The sequence below is a fragment of the Colwellia sp. F1 genome, assembly GCF_056238625.1.
Genome location: NZ_JBWDLI010000007.1, coordinates 168,000 through 189,623, shown reverse-complemented (window position 1 = coordinate 189,623; position 21,624 = coordinate 168,000). Strand labels below are relative to the sequence as shown.

The 21,624-nt window shown below is 39.5% G+C and carries 15 protein-coding genes and 7 tRNA genes; 6 read left to right on the top strand and 16 right to left on the bottom strand.

Going from position 1 to position 21,624, the window contains the following annotated elements; translation table 11 throughout:
- Positions 1-136: 136 nt before the first annotated feature.
- Complete coding sequence (locus AC0UA9_RS08815; protein ID WP_475659319.1) at positions 137-1,486, top strand: class II fumarate hydratase; 1,350 nt, start codon at positions 137-139, stop codon at positions 1,484-1,486.
- Positions 1,487-2,929: 1,443 nt separating this feature from the next.
- Here the strand turns inward: AC0UA9_RS08815 and AC0UA9_RS08810 are convergent.
- From AC0UA9_RS08810 to AC0UA9_RS08785, 6 genes are all read right to left on the bottom strand, one after another.
- Positions 2,930-3,005, bottom strand: a tRNA-Val gene (locus AC0UA9_RS08810).
- Positions 3,006-3,148: 143 nt separating this feature from the next.
- A tRNA-Val gene (locus AC0UA9_RS08805) sits at positions 3,149-3,224 on the bottom strand.
- A gap of 31 nt (positions 3,225-3,255) precedes the next feature.
- A tRNA-Asp gene (locus tag AC0UA9_RS08800) sits at positions 3,256-3,332 on the bottom strand.
- A 75-nt stretch (positions 3,333-3,407) separates the two neighbouring features.
- Positions 3,408-3,484 (bottom strand) — tRNA-Asp (locus tag AC0UA9_RS08795).
- 75 nt (positions 3,485-3,559) lie between these two features.
- A tRNA-Asp gene (locus tag AC0UA9_RS08790) sits at positions 3,560-3,636 on the bottom strand.
- A 40-nt stretch (positions 3,637-3,676) separates the two neighbouring features.
- Positions 3,677-3,752: transfer RNA gene (locus tag AC0UA9_RS08785), tRNA-Val, on the bottom strand.
- Positions 3,753-4,030: 278 nt separating this feature from the next.
- Between AC0UA9_RS08785 and gltX the strand changes: the two genes are divergently transcribed.
- The 3 genes from gltX (at position 4,031) to AC0UA9_RS08770 (ending at position 8,033) form a co-directional block, all read left to right on the top strand.
- A complete protein-coding gene (gene gltX, locus AC0UA9_RS08780; protein ID WP_475659317.1) occupies positions 4,031-5,443 on the top strand; it encodes a glutamate--tRNA ligase in 1,413 nt (470 codons plus the stop codon).
- A gap of 62 nt (positions 5,444-5,505) precedes the next feature.
- Positions 5,506-6,855 carry a DEAD/DEAH box helicase gene (locus tag AC0UA9_RS08775; RefSeq protein WP_475659316.1) on the top strand — a complete coding sequence of 450 codons (1,350 nt, stop codon included), beginning with the start codon at positions 5,506-5,508 and terminating at the stop codon, positions 6,853-6,855.
- 209 nt (positions 6,856-7,064) lie between these two features.
- Positions 7,065-8,033, top strand: coding sequence for an AEC family transporter (locus AC0UA9_RS08770; RefSeq protein ID WP_475659315.1), 969 nt, complete (start codon positions 7,065-7,067; stop codon positions 8,031-8,033).
- Between the two features lie 376 nt (positions 8,034-8,409).
- Here the strand turns inward: AC0UA9_RS08770 and AC0UA9_RS08765 are convergent.
- The 7 genes from AC0UA9_RS08765 to rlmE all read right to left on the bottom strand — a co-directional run bounded on the left by AC0UA9_RS08765 (position 8,410) and on the right by rlmE (position 15,118).
- Positions 8,410-8,494 (bottom strand) — tRNA-Leu (locus AC0UA9_RS08765).
- A 41-nt stretch (positions 8,495-8,535) separates the two neighbouring features.
- Positions 8,536-8,949 carry a preprotein translocase subunit SecG gene (gene secG / locus AC0UA9_RS08760; protein WP_475659313.1) on the bottom strand — a complete coding sequence of 138 codons (414 nt, stop codon included), beginning with the start codon at positions 8,947-8,949 and terminating at the stop codon, positions 8,536-8,538.
- 3 nt (positions 8,950-8,952) lie between these two features.
- Positions 8,953-9,723, bottom strand: a complete 771-nt coding sequence (gene tpiA / locus AC0UA9_RS08755) for a triose-phosphate isomerase (RefSeq protein ID WP_475659311.1) — start codon at positions 9,721-9,723, stop codon at positions 8,953-8,955.
- A gap of 163 nt (positions 9,724-9,886) precedes the next feature.
- On the bottom strand, positions 9,887-11,224 hold the full coding sequence (gene glmM, locus AC0UA9_RS08750; RefSeq protein ID WP_475659310.1) for a phosphoglucosamine mutase: 1,338 nt from the start codon (positions 11,222-11,224) through the stop codon (positions 9,887-9,889).
- Between the two features lie 66 nt (positions 11,225-11,290).
- Positions 11,291-12,073 (bottom strand): dihydropteroate synthase, encoded by a 783-nt coding sequence (gene folP, locus AC0UA9_RS08745; protein ID WP_475659358.1) that lies wholly within the window; start codon positions 12,071-12,073, stop codon positions 11,291-11,293.
- A 187-nt stretch (positions 12,074-12,260) separates the two neighbouring features.
- The gene (gene ftsH / locus AC0UA9_RS08740) at positions 12,261-14,219 is read right to left on the bottom strand and encodes an ATP-dependent zinc metalloprotease FtsH (RefSeq protein WP_475659309.1); all 1,959 of its coding nucleotides are present in this window, start codon (positions 14,217-14,219) and stop codon (positions 12,261-12,263) included.
- Between the two features lie 245 nt (positions 14,220-14,464).
- Positions 14,465-15,118, bottom strand: a complete 654-nt coding sequence (rlmE, locus tag AC0UA9_RS08735) for a 23S rRNA (uridine(2552)-2'-O)-methyltransferase RlmE (protein ID WP_475659307.1) — start codon at positions 15,116-15,118, stop codon at positions 14,465-14,467.
- Positions 15,119-15,293: 175 nt separating this feature from the next.
- Here rlmE and yhbY point away from each other — a divergent pair, with 175 nt between their 5' ends.
- Positions 15,294-15,590, top strand: a complete 297-nt coding sequence (gene yhbY, locus AC0UA9_RS08730; RefSeq protein WP_475659306.1) for a ribosome assembly RNA-binding protein YhbY — start codon at positions 15,294-15,296, stop codon at positions 15,588-15,590.
- Between the two features lie 262 nt (positions 15,591-15,852).
- Here the strand turns inward: yhbY and glnS are convergent, their stop codons facing one another.
- From glnS to AC0UA9_RS08715, 3 genes are all read right to left on the bottom strand, one after another.
- On the bottom strand, positions 15,853-17,523 hold the full coding sequence (glnS, locus tag AC0UA9_RS08725) for a glutamine--tRNA ligase (protein ID WP_475659305.1): 1,671 nt from the start codon (positions 17,521-17,523) through the stop codon (positions 15,853-15,855).
- A 102-nt stretch (positions 17,524-17,625) separates the two neighbouring features.
- Positions 17,626-19,485, bottom strand: coding sequence for a M1 family metallopeptidase (locus tag AC0UA9_RS08720; RefSeq protein ID WP_475659303.1), 1,860 nt, complete (start codon positions 19,483-19,485; stop codon positions 17,626-17,628).
- A gap of 127 nt (positions 19,486-19,612) precedes the next feature.
- Positions 19,613-20,476: a flagellar protein MotY gene (locus AC0UA9_RS08715; RefSeq protein WP_475659357.1), complete on the bottom strand. Its 864-nt coding sequence runs from the start codon at positions 20,474-20,476 to the stop codon at positions 19,613-19,615.
- A gap of 417 nt (positions 20,477-20,893) precedes the next feature.
- Here AC0UA9_RS08715 and rnt point away from each other — a divergent pair, with 417 nt between their 5' ends.
- A complete protein-coding gene (gene rnt / locus AC0UA9_RS08710; RefSeq protein ID WP_475659356.1) occupies positions 20,894-21,580 on the top strand; it encodes a ribonuclease T in 687 nt (228 codons plus the stop codon).
- Positions 21,581-21,624 lie beyond the last annotated feature (44 nt).

Genomic DNA, 21,624 nt, shown 5'->3' with positions numbered 1-21,624 from the left:
GAGCAGGTCTCTGATGGTTGACCTGCTCCTTACTCCATTTTTACACGTGTTTGCATTAGGTTTAAGTATCATAAGCGTTCCGTTAAGCCAATATACTTATCAATGTTATTACGCGAATAAATTATAGGTGAGCAATATGTCAATATCCCCCAAAAATAAACATGTTTTATATGGTAGCGAAACAGAAAAAGCACTGGCTAACTTCCCCCTTAGCGAGCTAAAAATGCCCCGAACATTTCTCTGGGCATTAGCAACTATCAAAGGTGCTTGTGCACAAGCAAACTTAGAGCTAGGGTTGCTGGATAATGACAAATCTGTGGCGATTCAACTGGCGGCAAAAGAAATTGCTGATGGCCTGCACGACGATCAATTTCCGGTAGATGTATTTCAAACCGGCTCTGGCACAAGTAGCAACATGAATGCTAATGAGGTTATTACCTCGTTAGTTAAGCTAAATAGTCATGGCCGACTTAATGTTCACCCAAATGATGAAGTGAACCTAGGACAAAGCTCTAACGATATTATTCCATCTTGTATACATATAAGTGCAGCAAAACTTATAGCTGAACATTTACTACCTGCTTTAGCGCACTTAAATAACGCCCTAAATGAACAAGAAAATGAGCACCGTAACACCATTAAAACGGGTCGCACCCATTTAATGGATGCAATGCCTTTGAGCTTCGCGCAAGAAATAAGCGGTTGGAGTGCGCAAATTAACTTTTCGTATGAACAGCTTAAAAAAAGTTTAACAAGCCTTAGAAAACTTGCCATTGGTGGTACTGCAGTAGGCACAGGTGTTAATACGCATCCGGCGTTTGCCGCTATTGTCACTCGGGTCCTAACCGAAAAAACAGCATTAACCTTTACCCCTGCTGACAACTACTTTCGGGCAATTAGTGCTCAAGATACCGCGGTGTATGTAAGCGGTATACTTAAAACCACAGCGGTAAGCTTAAGTAAAGTGGTTAATGATATACGCTGGCTCAGTAGTGGCCCGTTAAATGGATTAAATGAATTACATTTACCTGAATTACAAAAAGGCAGTAGCATTATGCCAGGTAAAGTGAACCCAGTACTCCCCGAAGCGATATTAATGGCTTGTACACAGGTAATTGGTAACGACACCACCATAACGTTAGCAGGACAGTCTGGCAACTTTCAGCTCAATACCATGTTACCTTTAATTGGTTATACTTTGGTGCAAAGTATTCAACTATTGCACTCAAGCAGCACCGAGCTTGCTAATAAAGTTATCAATGATATGTCGGTCAATCATACGATGATCACACAAAATTTAGCAAAAAACCCTATTTTAGTAACGACACTAGCCAACTTAATTGGCTATGACAAAAGTGCAGAAATTGCTAAAAAAGCATACTCTGAAAACAGAACCGTATTAGAAGTAGCATGCGAATTAACTGAGTTAGATGAAGTAACGCTAAGTAAGCTATTAGATCCTAAGCGGTTAACAACTAACAACTGAAGCTAATAGATCAACCTTCTTACTTAGAATATAAATATTTCAAATAATAGTGGGCGATACAGGGCTTGAACCAGTGGCTCGGCGCGGGTGTAAAGAGTAGAAGGTGCTTGACCTTGATCTTACTCACAATATAAATATTTCAAATAATGGTGGACAATAATATTGGTGGACGATACTGGGCTTGAACCAGTGGCTCGGTGCGGGTGTAAAGAGTAGAAGGTGCTTGACCTTGATCTTACTTACAATATAAACATTTCAAATAATGGTGGACGATACTGGGCTTGAACCAGTGACTCGGCGCGGGTGTAAAGAGTAGAAGGTGCTTGACCTTGATCTTACTTACAATATAAACATTTCAAATAATGGTGGACGATACTGGGCTTGAACCTGTGGCCCGGCGCGGGTGTAAAGAGTAGAAGGTGCTTGACCTTGATCTTACTCACAATATAAATACTTCAAATAATGGTGGACGATACTGGGCTTGAACCAGTGACTCGGCGCGGGTGTAAAGAGTAGAAGGTGCTTGACCTTGATCTTACTTACAATATAAACATTTCAAATAATGGTCGACAATAATATTGGTGGACGATACTGGGCTTGAACCAGTGGCTCGGCGCGGGTGTAAAGAGTAGAAGGTGCTTGACCTTGATCTTACTCACAATATAAATACTTCAAATAATGGTGGACGATAATAATGGTGGACGATACTGGGCTTGAACCAGTGACTCGGCGCGGGTGTAAAGAGTAGAAGGTGCTTGACCTTGATCTTACTCACAATATAAATATTTCAAATAATGGTGGACAATAATATTGGTGGACGATACTGGGCTTGAACCAGTGGCTCGGCGCGGGTGTAAAGAGTAGAAGGTGCTTGACTTTGATCTTACTTACAATATAAACATTTCAAATAATGGTGGACGATACTGGGCTTGAACCAGTGGCTCGGCGCGGGTGTAAAGAGTAGAAGGTGCTTGACCTTGATCTTACTCACAATATAAATATTTCAAATAATGGTGGACGATACTGGGCTTGAACCAGTGACTCGGCGCGGGTGTAAAGAGTAGAAGGTGCTTGACCTTGATCTTACTTACAATATAAACATTTCAAATAATGGTGGACGATACTGGGCTTGAACCAGTGGCTCGGCGCGGGTGTAAAGAGTAGAAGGTGCTTGACCTTGATCTTACTTACAATATAAACATTTCAAATAATGGTGGACAATAATATTGGTGGACGATACTGGGCTTGAACCAGTGGCTCGGCGCGGGTGTAAAGAGTAGAAGGTGCTTGACCTTGATCTTACTCACAATATAAATATTTCAAATAATGGTGGACAATAATATTGGTGGACGATACTGGGCTTGAACCAGTGACTCGGCGCGGGTGTAAAGAGTAGAAGGTGCTTGACCTTGATCTTACTTACAATATAAACATTTCAAATAATGGTGGACGATACTGGGCTTGAACCAGTGACCCCCGCCTTGTAAGGGCGGTGCTCTCCCAACTGAGCTAATCGTCCATATAGGATATGAATCTAAGATGTGCTTTGAAAATTTTGATATTGGTGGACGATACTGGGCTTGAACCACTGACTCGGCGCTGGTGTAAAGAGTAGAAGGTGCTTGACCTTGATCTTACTCACAATATAAATATTTCAAATAATGGTGGACGATACTGGGCTTGAACCAGTGACCCCCGCCTTGTAAGGGCGGTGCTCTCCCAACTGAGCTAATCGTCCGAAGTATTAATATAACTTCCATAGGTATACGTGGCGGAGTGGACGGGACTCGAACCCGCGACCCCCGGCGTGACAGGCCGGTATTCTAACCAACTGAACTACCACTCCGCAGTATATACTTACTTTTGAGTTTAAAACTTTAATAAAAGTCTACGGGACTCAAACCCGTGCAACAAATATATGTGGCGGAGTGGACGGGACTCGAACCCGCGACCCCCGGCGTGACAGGCCGGTATTCTAACCAACTGAACTACCACTCCGCTGTATATATTTACTTTTGAGTTTAAGACTTTAATAAAAGTCTACGGGACTCGAACCCGTGCAATAAGTATAAGTGGCGGAGTGGACGGGACTCGAACCCGCGACCCCCGGCGTGACAGGCCGGTATTCTAACCAACTGAACTACCACTCCGCAGTATATACTTATCTACAAATAACCATTAAAAATGCAATGGTGGACGATACTGGGCTTGAACCAGTGACCCCCGCCTTGTAAGGGCGGTGCTCTCCCAACTGAGCTAATCGTCCGTCTCTGTGGTGGCGTATTATAGGCAGATTCAAATGACTGTCAACATAAAAGGTACTAAAATCGCTAGTTTTTTAAAAAAAGCTGATCGTTTGATTTATTTTTGCGCATAACGGTGTTTTTGTCTGCGTTAGGACGTAAATAAAAACCTTACTTGTAAACAAATCCTGTTAAAAGGTGAATTAACATAAACACAGTGATAAAATATCACTAATTTTTGACCTACTTTGTTTCTAGGCTGCTATTCCCTGTTGCCTAATATTTTGATATTGAGAATTTTATGACTTTAACGACTCGTTTTGCTCCTAGTCCTACCGGCTATCTTCATGTTGGCGGTGCCCGTACTGCTTTATATAGCTGGCTTTATGCTAAAAAAAATGGCGGCGACTTTATTCTTCGCATTGAAGACACTGATTTAGAGCGCTCAACTCAAGCTTCAGTTGATGCCATTATGGATGGTATGAACTGGTTAAATTTAGAATGGACACACGGTCCTTACTTTCAAACTGAACGTTTTAGTCGCTACAAGGAAGTTATTGAGCAATTGTTAGCATCTGGGCATGCGTACCGTTGTTACTGTACACCGGAAGAAGTTGATGCTATGCGTGAAGAAGCAAAGGCAAAAGGCGAAATTGAAAAATACAACGGCATGTGGCGTGACCGTACTGATCACCCTGAAGGCCAACCTTATGTTATTCGCTTTAAAAACCCGCTTGAAGGTGATGTTGTCATTAAAGACATGGTAAAAGGCGATATTACTATTAGCAACGAACAACTCGATGATTTAATTCTTGCGCGTACCGATGGCACACCAACATACAACTTAACGGTTGTAGTAGATGACTGGGACATGAAAGTATCACATGTTGTACGTGGTGATGACCATATTAGTAACACGCCCAAGCAAATTAACATTCTTGCTGCATTAGGTGCTGATATTCCAGAATATGCACATATTCCCATGATTTTAGGTGATGATGGTAAACGTTTGTCGAAGCGTCATGGCGCTGTCAGCGTAATGCAATATCGTGATGACGGCTATTTACCTGAAGCGCTTTTAAATTACTTAGTACGTTTAGGCTGGTCTCATGGCGACAAAGAGATTTTCACCCGAGATGAAATGATCGAGTTATTTGATTTAAAAGACTGTAACCGTGCACCCTCCGGCTTTAATACCGACAAACTTATTTGGGTTAATCAACATTACATGAAAACAATGTCGCCAGAGTATGTAGCTGAGCACCTTGCTTGGCATATGAGTCAGCAAGGTATTAATACTGAACACGGCCCTGCCCTAACCGATGTTGTTAAAATTCAAGCCGATCGCGTTAAAACACTAAAAGAGATGGCTGAAATATCTCGCTATTTCTATGAAGATTTTTCTGAACTTGACCCTAAAGCAGTCAAAAAGCACTTGCGTCCTGTGGTGAAAGAACCATTGTTACTTGTTAAAGCAAAACTAGCAGCATTAACGAATTGGCAACCCGCATTAATTCATGCCGCAATTAATGACACTGCTACAGAGTTAGACGTAGGTATGGGTAAAGTGGGCATGCCATTACGTGTTGCTACAACAGGTGGTGGTAATTCTCCTTCGCTTGACGTTACCTTAGCGTTACTTGATAAAGAAAAAGTCCTTGCGCGCATTGACCAGGCTATAGCCGTTGTTGATGAACGAATTGCAGCAGGTTAATTGGTTAATTGGTTAATAAAAAGGTTTACTTTAAAAATTAGCTTAATGGCTAGGAGAAACGAGTGCAATTTAGTGATTTTGGACTAGAAAGACGATTAATGAGTACAGTAGAGCATTTAGGTTTTACTGAACCGACAGAGATTCAGCAACAAGCAATTCCTGCAGCAATAAATGGCCATGATTTAATCGCTTCGTCAAAAACTGGCTCTGGCAAAACGCTGGCATTTATCATTCCTGCTTTGCAACGCTTAACGAAAAACCGTGCTTTGTCCAAGCGCGATCCTCGCGTCGTTATTTTAACGCCAACACGAGAGCTCGCTAAACAAGTATTTAGTCAACTTCGCTTATTTACAGCAAATACGCAGTTTAAAGCAGTATTAATTTTAGGAGGTGAAAACTTTAATGACCAAGTAAAAGTGTTAGAAAAAGAGCCTCACTTTATTGTTGCCACGCCAGGTCGGTTAGCTGACCATTTAAGCCAAGGTCACTTTTATTTGAATGGCTTAGAGCTATTAATTTTAGATGAAGCCGACCGCATGCTTGATCTAGGTTTTAGTAAAGAACTCAGCCAAATAAATCAAGCGGCTAATCACCGTAAGCGCCAAACGCTATTGTTTTCAGCAACGCTTGATCATGCACAGGTAAATGAATTTGCTACCGAGTTACTGACAAAGCCAAAGCGCATTGCCATTAATGCCGGCCATACTGAACACAAAGATATTAATAAGCGTTTTTATCTTGCAGACAACTTAGCTCAAAAAGAAACGCTATTACAGCACTTTTTAGCTAAAGAAGTAACACAGCAAGTCATTATATTCACAGCAACCCGCAGTGATACTGAACGTTTAGCTAAGCTGTTAACAGAACAAGGACTAAATGCGGTAGCGCTAAGCGGTGAGCTAAGCCAAAACCAACGTAACCAAATAATGGACAGTTTTGCCAAAGGGCAACATAAAATATTAGTGACCACAGACTTAGCCTCACGAGGTCTGGATTTAATCAATGTTTCGCATGTTATTAATTTTGATATGCCCAAGCATACTGAAGAGTTTGTGCACCGTATTGGCCGCACAGGCCGAGCTGGAACAAAAGGCGATGCGATCTCGTTAGTTGGACCTAATGACTGGTTAAGTTTTAAGAACGTCGAAGCTTTTCTTCAACAAGAAATTAGTTTTACTAAGGTAAAAGGCGTAAATGTTAAATTTAAAGGCTTAAAACCCAAAAAGGCGACTACAGTGAAAGCTAAGCCGACTATTAGCCAACCTAATAAGACAACAGATAAAAAGCCAAGAAAAGTTATTAAAAAAACCTTTCTGGATTTACAAGATGCTGGCGCTATGAAAGTTATTAAGCGTAAAAAAGCATTGGCACCAACTGAAATTGAAGACAGCACTAAAAAAGAACAAGATTAGTGCTTAATTTTTAATGCGAAGCTACATAAACACTAGGGTTAAAGTTTATGTAGCCTTTTTACTCGCTTACTTTACTTTGCTAGTTTTACCTACATGTTAAGTGCTAGAGAAAAGCATACTAGTAAATAACAAATCTGCCCGTTACACGACGATAACGCTCGTTACTTAGCTTATCGCACCAAACAATACCTAGAGACCCAACGACCATAATGATCTATACCCAAAGTATTTTCTCTTTATTGCCTATAGCACTGCATATTACCGCCCCTATATTTATTTTAATTGCTTTGGGAGGGTGGTTATTTCATATTAAATTTATTAACCAAGAGTTTATTCGTATCTCTTCTAAGTTTATCTTTAATATCGGGTTGCCTGTTATATTATTTACCAGCACAGCAAGCCATGATTTTAACCAGCTTATTAATTTTTCACATATTACTCTATTACTATTAACAACATTGATTGTGTTTTTTTTAAGCCATTTTACTGCGAATAAATTTATTAATGCAAAACGCGATAAAGGGGTTTTTGTTCAAGGTGCTTTTAGAGGTAATTTAATCATCATAGGGTTAGCCTTATGTGCAAATGCTTACCCCGAAAAAGGTATAGCAATTGCCACCATACCTATGGCAATCACTATTATTGTTTACAATTTATTGTCTATTATTACGCTTAACAATAGCTTAAACAAGCATAATGGCTCTGTTAAAAACAGTATTAAAGATATTATCAAAAACCCATTAATTATGGGGATAACAGTAGGCCTGTTAGCCAACCTAGCGGGCTTCTCTGTACCAGAGTTAGTCACACAAAGTAATCAGTACATTAGTCAAATGACACTGCCTCTGGCGCTTATAGCCATTGGTGGCGCACTAAATTTTACACAGCTAAGGGAGAATATAAAGCCCGCTTTCATGGCCAGTATGTGGAAAATAATGTTAAGTCCTATTGTTCTCGTTACCTTATTGTTTTTTATTCCTACAGACCCTACTGCTGCTGGTGTCTTGTTTTTACTCACTGCATCACCTACCGCAACGGCTAGTTTAATTATGGTAGAAGCAATGCACGGAAATTCAGATTTAGCCGCTAAAATAATTATTCTATCAACCTTAATGTCATTGCTCACGGTAACCATAGGCTTTGCTTTATTAATCTCTACTGGGCTAGTCGCTGTTTAATATATCATAGACGACTACAGGGCCTTATAGAGATAGAATAATAATTTGCACTGCATAAACAGACGCTCATCAATAATTCTACCATTCTAACAGCATAACCAACAAAGCAAAAAAAACGCGCTAACTTGTTACCAAGAAGCGCGTAAAACATGAAATATTAAGGGAATAACATTACTATCAAGTAAGAGTGTACTTTTCTTATTAAGTTCAATTTAATTTTGTCTAAAGACAAACTATATTTGAAACTAAGCGCAATTAGGTTCATATTCAACGCTAATCGTTGCTCGTGTATTATATTTAGCATAGACATAAAAAAACCGCCAAACCTTATTTTAAAGGCTTGGCGGTCTGCTTTGTTCTTGTTAACTATATTTAGTGGTGCGGATGGGGGGACTTGAACCCCCACGACCTAAGTCACCAGCCCCTCAAGCTGGCGCGTCTACCAATTCCGCCACATCCGCGATACTAAATAGAGAAATATTTTACTAAGTTAATGTTAATGCTACTGTGGTATATCACTATCATTATTGTTAACACCGCTTTCATCAGCAGCAGGCACATCAGAGTTGTTACTCATAGTGGCTTGTTCAGCACTTTCTGTGTCATTTGGAATAGTATCTGTGGCGACACTTTGCTCACCTACTGGTTGGCTTAAGTCATTCCATTCTTCAACAGCATTGGTGCGATTAGCTGTCAAGTTACCTAACACCAAACTAATAACAAAAAAACCAATCGCTAACCATGTGGTTGCTTTAGTTAAGAAGTTACCTGAGCCACTTGAACCAAACACTGTCGCTGATGAGCCAGCACCAAACGATGCCCCCATATCAGCGCCTTTACCTTGTTGAATTAATACTAAACCAATTAAAGCTAAGGCTATCAGTACATAGGCTATAATTAAAACTTGATACAACATTTTTTACTTTCCTTTCGCTGCTGAGCAAATTGCTTTAAATTGCTCAACTTGTAAACTGGCACCACCAATAAGACCACCGTCTATATCAGGTTGTGCGAATAATTCTTCACAGTTTGACGCATTCACGCTGCCACCATATAACAATGGCACTTTATCCGCGACAGTTTCATTAGCTTGTGCTAGAAATTGACGAATAAATTGATGTGTTTGCTGTGCCATCTCATTTGACGCTGTTTTTCCTGTACCTATAGCCCAGACGGGTTCGTAGGCAATGACAACATCAATAAATTTTTCTATGCCTATTACATCAATAATGGGTTGCAACTGCGATATTAATACTTGTTCTGTTTGCTCGGTTTCGCGTTCTGTCTCACTTTCACCAATACATATAATAGGTGTTAAGCCTGCATTTAATACGGCATTGACTTTATGAGCAACTTGCGTAGAAGTTTCATGATAATAACGTCTACGTTCAGAGTGTCCTATAATAACAAATTCTACAGATAATTCCTGTAACATTTTTGTAGAAATTTGCCCTGTATATGCACCACTTTGATGTTCACTAACATTTTGAGCGCCAACACGAATAACATTACCTAAATTATTCAATTTAGTTTTAGCAACAAATTCAGATAAATAAGGAGAACTAGGGCAAATAACCACGCTAACATTATCTTGTAGTTTAACGTCAGTTAATCCAGAAATCATAGTGTCAACTAATGCTAAGTCACCGTTCATTTTCCAGTTAGCTGCAACGATAGCACGCCTAGTCATATATTATCCCCTATCCACTTTCAAGTGCATTGTAAATCAAGCCGCGAGATATTAACTAACCTGAGTTTAACTTACAAGTATTAAGTTTAAATCAATGTATGATCAATTAAATATTTTAATAAAACGCTGCTTTTTACAACAAAAACATTAAAATTAAGTAATACTAACTTGCTAACTTAACCGCATTTGCAATTTCATTTGCCAACGCTGTTACTTCTTCTAGGTCAGCACCTTCAACCATAACTCTAATTAAAGGCTCTGTGCCTGATTTACGCAATAATACGCGACCACGACCTGCTAATTGAGCATTAGCTTTATCAACTGAGGCTTGGACGCTTGGCGAATTTATAGGATCACTATTACCAGCAAAACGTACATTCACTAACACCTGCGGTAGCATCACCATACTTTGACGAAGTTCAAACAGTGATTTGCTTTGTTGTTTAAGTGCGGTCAACACGTTCAAGGCGGCAATAATGCCGTCTCCTGTCGACGTATGGTTTAAGTTAATAATATGCCCTGAGTTTTCAGCACCGAGCTGCCAGTTCTTTTCGCGCAGTAATTCCATCACATATCTGTCGCCAACATTGCTACGCGCAAATGGTATATCAAGCGCTTCTAAAGCTAGCTCAAGCCCCATATTACTCATTAACGTACCAACCACACCACCTTTTAAACTACCTGATTTCAAATCGTTATAAGCAATAATATAAACTATTTCATCGCCATCTAAGATATAACCGGTATGGTCAACCATCATTAAACGGTCTCCGTCACCATCAAGCGCAATACCCAAATCAGCTTTATGTTCAACAACGGCTTCACTTACCATGCTCATTGATGTGGCACCACAACCATCATTAATGTTGGTCCCATTCGGAGATGTGCCAACTTCAATCACTGTTGCGCCTAACTCACGAAACACATTAGGCGCAATGTGGTAAGTAGCACCATGAGCACAATCAACAACTATGGTTAAGTTTGCCAGCGATGCTTTACTTGGAAAATTACTTTTACAAAACTCTATATAACGCCCTGCTGCATCAGCAATTCGGTTAGCTTTACCTAAGAGCGCTGACTCAACACAAACCATAGGTTTATCAAGTTCCGCTTCGATAGCGAGTTCAACATCGTCAGGTAGTTTTTTACCGTCTTGTGAAAAGAACTTAATGCCGTTGTCATAATATGGGTTATGAGAAGCACTGATAACTATACCAGCCTCTGCCCGGAAAGTTTTTGTTAAATAAGCAATCCCTGGCGTAGGCATGGGGCCTAGTAGACCAATATCAATACCAGCCGCTGAAAAACCGGCTTCTAAGGCAGATTCAAGCATATAACCTGAAATACGTGTATCTTTGCCAATTAACACTTTTTTAGTGCCTTGGGCTGCCAATACCTTCCCTGCGGCATAGCCTAATTTCATCACAAAATCAGGTGAAATTGGGCTTTGCCCAACCAAGCCACGTACACCATCGGTGCCAAAATATTTACGGTTTGCCATTGTTTTTTCCTTTAATATTGTTCTTTTGGTCGTTAGCTCACACTAAGCTAAGCCCTGACCAGTTGCCTATTCAGTGTGATGGGCAACCGCGGTTAAAATTTTTATCGCATCAACAGTTTCTGCAACATCATGTACGCGTATTATACTCGCACCTTGTTGGACAGCAAGAATTGCCGTCGTTAAACTTCCCGCTAAACGTTGGTCAACCTCACGATTAAGTAAATTACCTATCATAGATTTACGTGACGTACCGGCTAGCAAGGGTAAATTAAACTGTTTAAATAATGCAAATTGCGCCAGTAGTTGATAGTTATGCGCTAGCGTTTTACCAAAGCCAAAGCCTGGGTCTAAAATTAGGCGTTTTTCATTGATGCCTTTTTCTTTACAACAGTTAATACGCTGTGTAAAAAACGCAACAATGTCGTTAATAAGATCAGTATAGTGAGGGTTCTCTTGCATTGTTCTTGGCATACCTTTCATATGCATTAAGCAAACTAAAACATCACTTTGGGCAACAGTGTCAAGGCAGTCCTTGTTTTGCAGCGCTCTAACATCGTTAATGATATCTGCGCCATTAACGATAGCTTCACTCATGACTGCCGCTTTACTGGTATCAATAGAAACAGGGATATTAAAGCGTGATTTGATTGCACTAAGTAACGGAATAACCCGTGCAATTTCATCTTTTTCGCTAACGTCACTCGCACCTGGACGTGTGGATTCGCCACCAATATCAATTATATCAACACCACTATTTATCATTAATTCAACTTGCTTTAATGCAAAATCAATGTTGCTAAACTTACCACCATCTGAAAAAGAGTCAGGGGTTACATTTAAAATCCCCATCACTTGCACACGCTTTATTTGTTGTAAAGTGGCTTGTTGAGATGGTAATGAAGCACTTGAGTGACTCATTTTTGAGTTAATTATATTTTTGCACATAAAGTTACAACTAGAAGTAAAAAATAAAGCCCCGGTAGTTCACTTTAACTAAGTAAACATCGAGGCTTGTAGATTAACGTTGAGCCACTAATTATTTCGTGGGTGTATCACTTGCAGGTTCTGATAAGTCAGGGGTTATGCCGGCTTCAGGCTCTACTGCTTTTTTAGCTGAGCCTCCTTTACTTGAGCCCGAATTAGAATCTGAACTAGAATCACTATCGTCCCAATCAGACGGTTTTCTTACATCGACCCTAGCCATTAAGTCATCAATTTGCAAGGCATCAATGGTTTCATATTTCATTAATGCATCTTTCATTGCATGTAAAATATCAAGGTTGTCTTTTATTAATTTTTCAGCGCGGTCATAATTACGTGTAACAACTGCTTTAATTTCTTCATCAATTAATTTAGCCGTTTCATCCGACATATGTAATGACTTTGCTGAGGTACGACCTAAAAACACTTCACCTTCTTCTTCAGCAAAAAGCATTGGCCCTAATTTTTCTGAAAGCCCCCACTGTGTTACCATTTTACGGGCAATATTAGTAGCACGCTCAATATCGTTAGAAGCGCCTGTTGACACTTGATCACTACCATAAATAACTTCTTCAGCAATTCGGCCACCATAAAGGGAAGACAAGTTGCTTTCTAGGTGCTGTTTTGAATGACTAAACCTGTCTTGCTCAGGTAAATACATAGTAACACCAAGCGCACGACCACGAGGTATAATACTCACTTTATAAACAGGGTCATGGTCTGGCACTAAACGGCCTACAAGTGCATGACCGGCTTCATGATAAGCTGTCATTTCTTTTTCTGACTCGCTCATTACCATGGTTTTACGTTCAGAGCCCATCATAATTTTATCTTTTGCTTTATCAAACTCATGCATACCTACGGTACGACGTGAAGTTCGAGCTGCCCATAATGCAGCTTCATTAACTAGGTTGGCTAAATCGGCACCTGAAAAACCGGGTGTACCACGGGCAATAACACTGGCTTTAACATCGTCACCTAACGGTACTTTACGCATGTGTACTTTTAAGATTTGTTCACGGCCACGGATATCAGGTAAGCCAACGGTTACTTGACGGTCAAAACGGCCTGGGCGCAATAACGCAGGGTCTAATACGTCAGGACGGTTAGTGGCTGCAATAACAATAACGCCTTCATTGCCTTCAAAGCCATCCATTTCAACTAACATTTGATTTAATGTTTGCTCTCGCTCGTCATGTCCGCCGCCCATACCTGCGCCACGTTGGCGACCTACGGCATCTATTTCGTCAATAAAAATAATACAAGGCGCTGCTTTTTTAGCTTGATCAAACATATCACGTACGCGTGATGCACCAACACCAACAAACATCTCCACAAAGTCTGAACCAGAGATGGTAAAGAAGGGTACTTTAGCTTCACCTGCAATGGCTTTAGCTAATAAAGTTTTACCTGTACCTGGTTGACCTACAAGTAAAATACCTGAAGGAATACGACCACCTAACTTTTGAAACTTGGTGGGTTCTCTTAAATAATCAACTAATTCAGCTACATCTTCTTTGGCTTCATCACAACCAGCAACATCAGCAAATGTTGTTTTAATTTGCTCTTCACCTAATTGACGTGCTTTTGACTTGCCAAATGACATAGCACCTTTACCGCCACCGCCTTGCATTTGGCGCATAAAGAATATCCAGACACCAATCAGTAAAATCATCGGGAACCAAGAAACAAAGATTGTGGTTAAAAAGCTAGTTTCTTCGGGGAGTTTCCCTTTTGCGCGCACGCCCTCTTTAACAAGGTCGTTAATCAAATCACGATCGTAACCACCTGGGATTGTGGTCGTGTATGCTTCGCCACTACGCTTTTCACCCGTAATAACACCGTTTCTATCTACGTTTGCCTCACGAATTTGTCCTTGGCGAACATCAGTGATAAAACGCGTGTAGTCCATTTGTGTTTCGTCGGCTGTATTAGGAGAAAAACTCTGAAAAACAGACATTAAAACAACGGCTATTACTAACCATAAAATAAGATTTTTTGCCATATCGCTCAACTTAATGACCTCGTTGGGGGGTGTAATTTAATATAAATTGGCCAGAGTTAGTTCCAACCTTACCTGTTATGTTGTGTCTAATTTACTACAATTCAAGCTTAGTCGCTAATTAACTTTAGTCGGTACTTATGCCCTGCCCGCATAAAGCGGTATGTGCAACTGAAATTAAGCTTGTGTATCACTCGATATATCTTAACGTATCTAATATAAATAAAGTAGAAGCAAACTGATATTTACTTGCAGTTTTATCCATTAAACCCTGTCGCAACTAGATAGACTTCACGTGAACGTGCACGTGATGATTCAGGCTTTCGGGTTTTTACTGTTTTAAACACACTGCGTGCTGTTTTCATAAACTCTTCAAAGCCAGCACCTTGAAATACTTTAACAACAAAGGCACCATTAGGCTTTAATACTTGGTGACACATATCTAGCGCTAATTCTACTAAATACATGCTGCGGGCAGAATCAGCACTTTCATTACCTGTCATATTGGCGGCCATATCTGACATCACCACATCAATAGTCTTACCGTTTATTCTTGTTAATAATGCCTCGAGTACAGCTTCTTCTCGAAAATCACCTTGCAAGAAATCAACCCCGACAATCGCATCCATTGATAAAATATCACAAGCGATCACTTGCCCGTTGTCACCTACTGCTTTCACAGCATATTCAGACCAACCGCCAGGGGCTGCGCCTAAATCAACTACTTTCATACCTGGTTTGATTAGCTTGTCTTTGTTGTTTATTTCTTCAATCTTAAAAACAGCACGAGAACGTAAACCCAATTTTTTTGCTTTTTTAACGTATTCATCTTCAAAGTGTTCATCAAGCCAGCGTTGTGAACTATTAGTGTGTTTTTTCTTTATTGGGCCTTTTGCCGTATTTTTTGCCATTTTTTACCCTAAAAAGCGCTTTACCAACGATGGATACTTATTATAACAGTTTACTGCGCTTCGCTAAAGTGAGTACGCTAAAGTAAGTACTTGGCCTAAGGAATTGAATTGATATTCCCCCTTAGATAAGGGTAAAATAGCGATAATTCAAGCTAACCACTATCGAAATTTTTTAATGACTATAAATAAGAAACAAATACAATATTTAAAAGGTGTTGCTCACCCACTAAAACCTGTTGTTTTACTAGGAAACAATGGCTTAACTGAAGCTGTTGTTGCCGAGATTGATTATGCGCTGAATCATCATGAATTGATTAAAGTAAAAATACCAACAGAAGACAGAGAAACAAAAGGCTTAATTGTTGATGCTATTTGTCGTGAAACTAAGGCAACAAAAATACAAGTGATAGGAAAAACTCTGGTAATCTACCGTCAAAGTGAAGAGAAAAAAATTCGTATCCCTAAATTATAAGTTTTATTGTACTCAACTCGTGCCGTTATGTTACTTAGCACTTGTACATAAGTGGGCTCAAGCATAAGTTTGAGCACTAAAAGCTGAGTGTTAAATACCTTCTGTAATTGTTCCAATAATTAATAAAAAACCCAGTATTAAATTAATGTGTTTTATTAAGTTAATACTGGGTTTTTTAGTGTTATGTCACACTGGCAGTCTACTTAATGTAATGGCTAACTAGCGTTAGCCATTGGTAAGCCCGTCTTAATAAACCAGCGACTTACTGAGATATTTTAGCCCAGGTATCACGCAAGCCAACCGTTCGGTTAAAAACAAGCTCCCCTGAGTTTTCAATTTTATTGTCTAAACAAAAGTAACCTTGACGCTCAAATTGAAATGCTTGCTCTGGTTTTGCATTGTTTAATGATGGCTCTACTTTTGCGTTATTAATTGTGACCAAGGACGTTGGGTTAATCACCTTTTTAAAGTCATCTTCTGCTGCTGGGTTTGGCACAGTAAATAAACGATCATATAAACGTACTGTAGCATCAAGTGACTTGTCAGCGTCTACCCAATGAATAACACCTTTGGGTTTAGTGCCGTCTGTTGGATTTTTGCCTAAAGTGTCTTCAAGGTAATTACAGTAAACCGTCGTTATGTTGCCTTGTTCATCTTTATCACAGCGCGTAGCGGTTACTACATAGGCACCACGTAAGCGCACAGCTTTATCTAGCACTAGGCGTTTATATTTTTTATTGGCTTCTTCTTTAAAGTCTTCTGCCTCAATATAAAGCTCTCGGCTAAATGGTACAGTACGAGTGCCTTGTGTGTCGTCACTAGGATGATTTTTAACTGTTAATGATTCTGTTTTGTTTTCAGGGTAATTTTCTATCACTAACTTAATAGGGTCTAAAACGACCATAGCACGTGGTGCATTATCATTTAGGTCTTCACGAATACACGCTTCTAATACGCTCATTTCAACGGTATTTTCCATTTTGGTAACACCAATGCGTTTAGCAAATTCTCTCATTGAAGCAGGTGTATAACCACGACGTCTAAAAGCAGTGATGGTCGGCATACGCGGATCGTCCCAACCATCAACCAGCTTTTCTTCTACTAGCGTATTTAATTTACGCTTACTCATTAATGTATATTCAAGGTTTAAACGCGAGAACTCATATTGATGCGGCTTACTCTCGACAGAGACATTATCAATAACCCAATCATATAAGCGACGGTTGTCTTGAAACTCAAGAGTACAAAGTGAATGAGTAATATTTTCAATCGCGTCTGATAAACAATGGGTGAAGTCGTACATTGGGTAAATGCACCATTTATCGCCTGTTTGGTGATGATGCGCAAAGCGTACACGGTAAATAATAGGGTCGCGCATACACATAAAGCTCGAGCTCATATCAATTTTAGCGCGTAAAGAACATTCGCCTTCTTTAAATTCACCATTACGCATTTTCTTAAATAATGCTAGGTTTTCTTCTACCGAAGTATCACGGTAAGGGCTATGTTTACCGGGCTTATTTAATGTGCCGCGGTATTCCCGCATTTCATCGCCATTTAAAAAACAAACAAATGCTAAGCCTTTTTCTATTAGTTCAACGGCAAAATCATGTAGTTGCTCAAAATAGTCTGAAGAATAACGAACCTCCCCTGCCCATTGAAAGCCTAACCACTGCACATCTTTTTGAATAGCATGTACGTAGTCAATATCTTCTTTTTCTGGGTTTGTATCGTCAAAACGTAAGTTGCACAAACCATTGTAGTCTTGCGCAATACCAAAGCTTAAGCATATTGCTTTTGCATGGCCTATATGTAAAAAGCCATTAGGCTCAGGTGGGAAGCGTGTTTGCACTGAAGTATGCTTGCCGCTAGCAAGATCAGCATCAATAATTTGACGAATAAAGTTTGTTGGGCGGTTTTCAATTTCCGACATTCACAGAGCCTCTAAAGAAAAATAATAACGTAATTCATTTCATTATATCAATAAAAAAGGCCCTAATGAGCCTTTTATTATAAATAATTAACAAGGCTACAGTTAATTTTTTAAAATGCTGTCAATCGTGCCTTGTGCTAAACCATGATAACCCGGTCTTGCTGTTTTATAGACCTTAAGCGCCCATGCTTTTCCTGATACTGTTTGTGTGAGTTCTTTATATAAAGGGACTATTAATTTGCGACGACCAATCGAAATTAAATATTCAGACATAGCAGGATAAACAACATCATAGCCAGCACGTATTGATAATAAATACCAAGCATGAGCAATTTCAGTATTTTGACTATGCGTTAAATTAAAGACTTCATCAAGTGCCGCCATGCGTTGAGTGCTTATATTGGTTGGTAAATTATTAATAAAATGTAACCACTCGTGCAAGGTCCAGCCCGCTGTTGGTAATTGCGCTAAAGTGGTATTATCTGCTAACCAAGTTGCTATTTGCTGGTCAATAATATTAAACGCATTAGACGTTGGCTTAGGTACTGTGTTTGGCAAGCCTTGCCCGTAAATCCATTCATTAATTTCGGCATCACTCACAATATTGGGGAATTTATGTGTTAAATTTTCTTTCAAGTATTTAATAAAGTTGGCCGTACCAAGGCTTTCAAAGGCATGGTTGTCAAAATACTCTGAGACAAAGGCGTCGAAGCGATCACGGCCAAACTGTTTCTCTAAATAGATCAAAAACAGTTGGCCTTTGGTATACGGCACACCAGAAAAAGCATCGTCTGGATCTCGTCCTTTCAAGTCAATATAAAGCTGTGTATCAGCAGGTGGTAGTTGAGCAACTTCACTCTTTATATCTTGTGCATCAAGCGCCTGTTCCATAACAGCCCTTTCTGTACCAAAAACGGCTTCCATAATGCGGTTTTCAACATAACTGGTAAAGCCTTCATTTAGCCATAGGTCACGCCAGCTTTCATTGGTCACTAAGTTACCAGACCATGAATGTGCTAATTCGTGAGCAATTAAGTTGACTAAGCTTTTATCACCCGCAATAACGGTTGGAGTGATAAAGCTTAAACGCGGGTTTTCCATACCACCAAAAGGGAAACTTGGGGGTAATATCAATAAGTCATAACGACCCCAACGGTATTTGCCATACATTGCTTCAGCTTTGTTGATCATTGCTTGGGTATCGTCAAATTCGGCCACTGCCGCATCTAAAATATAGCGTTCAGCATAAACACCTGTTTGATGACTCATTGCTTTAAAGTGTAAGTCACCTACTCCAATAGCAATTAAGTAAGCGGGAATCGGTTGTGGCATAGAAAAGAAGTAGTCGCCATCACGCTCTGTGTTAGGTTCATTATTAGCACTCATTACGGCTAACAAGTCTTTGTCTGTGGTTATTCTAGCGGTATACGTTAGTCGAACACTTGGCGTATCTTGAATAGGGATCCATGAACGTGCATGTATTGCTTGATTTTGGCTAAACAGAAAAGGCTTTTTTTTGCCCGCAGTTTGTTCAGCTGATAACCATTGTAAGCCAGACGCTTTTTCTGTTGAATTATAATAAACACGTATTTTTTTTGCTTTAAATGGGGTGTCTATGGTCAACTTTGCCCCTAACACAGGGTCACGCTTAGCTAACTTAAAGTTAACGTTTTTCCATTGGCCTTGGTTGGTTTGTGCCAATACGCTATCAACCACTAAATCACGGGTGTCTAAAATAACCTTTTGGGGTTCATCTGTTAGCCATTCTAATGACAATTGGGCAAAGCCCGATAACATTTTTTGTTCAAAGTCGACGGCTAAGTCTAAATAAAGGTGTGTAGTGACCACTTGATCATAATTAGCATAAGTATAAGTATCATTTAATGGTGGCTTTTTTGCTGCTGTCGCTACTTGCGAAATTGTTAATATTGCTATCAATATAAAGCGTTTAACATTGTTCATTTAGATTACCCTAAAACACAAAAAAAATAGGCTTGTAGATTACTTCGAATCAACAAGCCTATTCAACTCATTCGTATTATTTATCTGTGTAATAAACTAAGAATACATAAAGAAATATTTACAGTACTTATAATTTTTGCATTTGAATTACTACGCGGCGGTTTTTACCACGTCCAAGGGTTGTAGCATTAGAAGCTATGTGTCGCTTTTCCCCATAACCTTTCGCTTCAATACGGCTGGCATCAATGCCATTTTTAACAAAGTAATCACGTATTTTATAGGCGCGACGCTCAGATAACTTAAGGTTTGGCCAACGACCGCCATAGCTATCAGAGTAAGCATCAATCAACACCAACTCAAGTTCAGGGTCTAAACTCAAATATTCTTTGATCATATCGATACGTCGTTGTGATGCTTTAGTAAACTGATCACTATTAGATTGATAATTTAAAACCGTGTAGGCTATATCATCAAAACTATAATTTAATAACCCTGCTACACAGGAAACAAAGTTTTTATAAGCACTTTTAAAGCGTGCCGTTGATAACCCCACAGAAATCTTGTCTTGCTCACTGTGCCAATCATTATAATAAAATGTTGGGCTCATACCTCGCTCTAACTCATTTAGCATTGCCCAAGCCACTTTTTTAGGTAGACTAGGGTTAAACTGCTTATGCAATTTCATGTCTGCCAGCACTTTACCCCCATGACCAGGCCGCCAGTTAGGTGATTCACTGCGAACTTGCGCAAGGGAATAATTGTCAGGTAAAAGCAACATATCAAGTTCAAATTCCATATTTAGTTTACGGCTTGCTTTAGCTGAAAAACGTGCTTGCCCATAGTTAGGAATTTGATGTGCTAATGTGCACTGTAAACGAGACTCATCTGCCAGTTGCCACTTTGAGCTGCCAAGGTCTGCACTATATTGGCGAATATTTGCCTGTGTTTGATTGGTTACAAGGCTAAAAAAAAGCGCCACTGAAACTGCCATAAAAAATGATGGTGAGAATAGTAATTTATATGTATTTGAAGCGTTTGTTTTCATAATATTTATTACATAATTAATTAGTGACAACCCTTGTATCGCCTAGCACTCAAATAACTTTAATATTTTATCGATTATTTTCGCTTTCTTGTACTCTGTTTATGCTATTAGTTTAATGATATTGAGGCTAGTTTGACTAACATTATAGCAGTTAAACTAGCTATCACTCTCTTTTTACACACCTTTAACTTTCTTCTCTACCTACTTTATTTAAACCACGCTATTGGAAAACCTGGTCAAATCGATGCTCTCATCAATTAAAGAACTGCCATATAATTAATGAAGTGGTGCTTGCTATCGTGTTTAATGTATTTTTCTGAGATAATTGCGCTAAAGCATTTCTAAATGAGTACAGTTGATAATATGCCAGACACAGTAGAAATAAAAGCAGAACAAGAAACTGAAGAAATAAACAAGCCATTATTAGCACAGCGTTTTCGTGGTTATTTCCCCGTTGTTATTGATGTTGAAACGGGAGGTTTTAACGCGCAAACCGATGCACTATTAGAAATAGCCGCGTCGGTATTAACGCTAGATGAAGATTCTGGCAAACTTTCAATTGACGAAACAATACAGTTTAATGTTCACCCTTTTAAAGGGGCTAACTTAGAACCTAAAGCGCTAGAGTTTACCGGCATTGACCCCACCAACCCATTGCGAGGCGCAGTTGAAGAAGAAGAAGCCTTAAAAACTATATTCAAGTTAGTGAGAAAGAAAATGAAAGCTGCTGGGTGCCAACGCGCTATTATTGTTGCGCACAATGCGGCCTTTGACTTAGGCTTTTTAAACGCTGCCACAGCGCGTAATAATATTAAACGCAGTCCTTTTCATGCTTTTGTAAGTTTTGACACCACCACTTTAGCAGGATTAGCGTTAGGGCAAACTGTTTTAGCTAAAGCTTGTGAGGCGGCTCAAATTGAGTTTAATAACAGTGAAGCACACACTGCGCTTTATGACACAGAAAAGACGGCTGAGTTATTTTGTCATATTGTCAATAAATGGCAGAGCTTAGGTGGCTGGCCATTAGCGCCGGCAGTGAGTGATGAATAGCAAAAAAACGGTAAAAAAAAAGCTAACGTCAAAAAACGCTAGCT

Coding starts and splice junctions, on each gene's coding strand:
- glmM (WP_475659310.1), bottom strand. CDS start 11,224: ATGGCAAACCGTAAATATTTTGGCACCGATGGTGTACGTGGCTTGGTT.
- AC0UA9_RS08715 (WP_475659357.1), bottom strand. CDS start 20,476: ATGGCAGTTTCAGTGGCGCTTTTTTTTAGCCTTGTAACCAATCAAACA.
- folP (WP_475659358.1), bottom strand. CDS start 12,073: ATGGGGATTTTAAATGTAACCCCTGACTCTTTTTCAGATGGTGGTAAG.
- tpiA (WP_475659311.1), bottom strand. CDS start 9,723: ATGACTAGGCGTGCTATCGTTGCAGCTAACTGGAAAATGAACGGTGAC.
- gltX (WP_475659317.1), top strand. CDS start 4,031: ATGACTTTAACGACTCGTTTTGCTCCTAGTCCTACCGGCTATCTTCAT.
- secG (WP_475659313.1), bottom strand. CDS start 8,949: ATGTTGTATCAAGTTTTAATTATAGCCTATGTACTGATAGCCTTAGCT.
- yhbY (WP_475659306.1), top strand. CDS start 15,294: ATGACTATAAATAAGAAACAAATACAATATTTAAAAGGTGTTGCTCAC.
- rlmE (WP_475659307.1), bottom strand. CDS start 15,118: ATGGCAAAAAATACGGCAAAAGGCCCAATAAAGAAAAAACACACTAAT.
- AC0UA9_RS08815 (WP_475659319.1), top strand. CDS start 137: ATGTCAATATCCCCCAAAAATAAACATGTTTTATATGGTAGCGAAACA.
- AC0UA9_RS08770 (WP_475659315.1), top strand. CDS start 7,065: ATGATCTATACCCAAAGTATTTTCTCTTTATTGCCTATAGCACTGCAT.
- rnt (WP_475659356.1), top strand. CDS start 20,894: ATGCCAGACACAGTAGAAATAAAAGCAGAACAAGAAACTGAAGAAATA.
- AC0UA9_RS08720 (WP_475659303.1), bottom strand. CDS start 19,485: ATGAACAATGTTAAACGCTTTATATTGATAGCAATATTAACAATTTCG.
- glnS (WP_475659305.1), bottom strand. CDS start 17,523: ATGTCGGAAATTGAAAACCGCCCAACAAACTTTATTCGTCAAATTATT.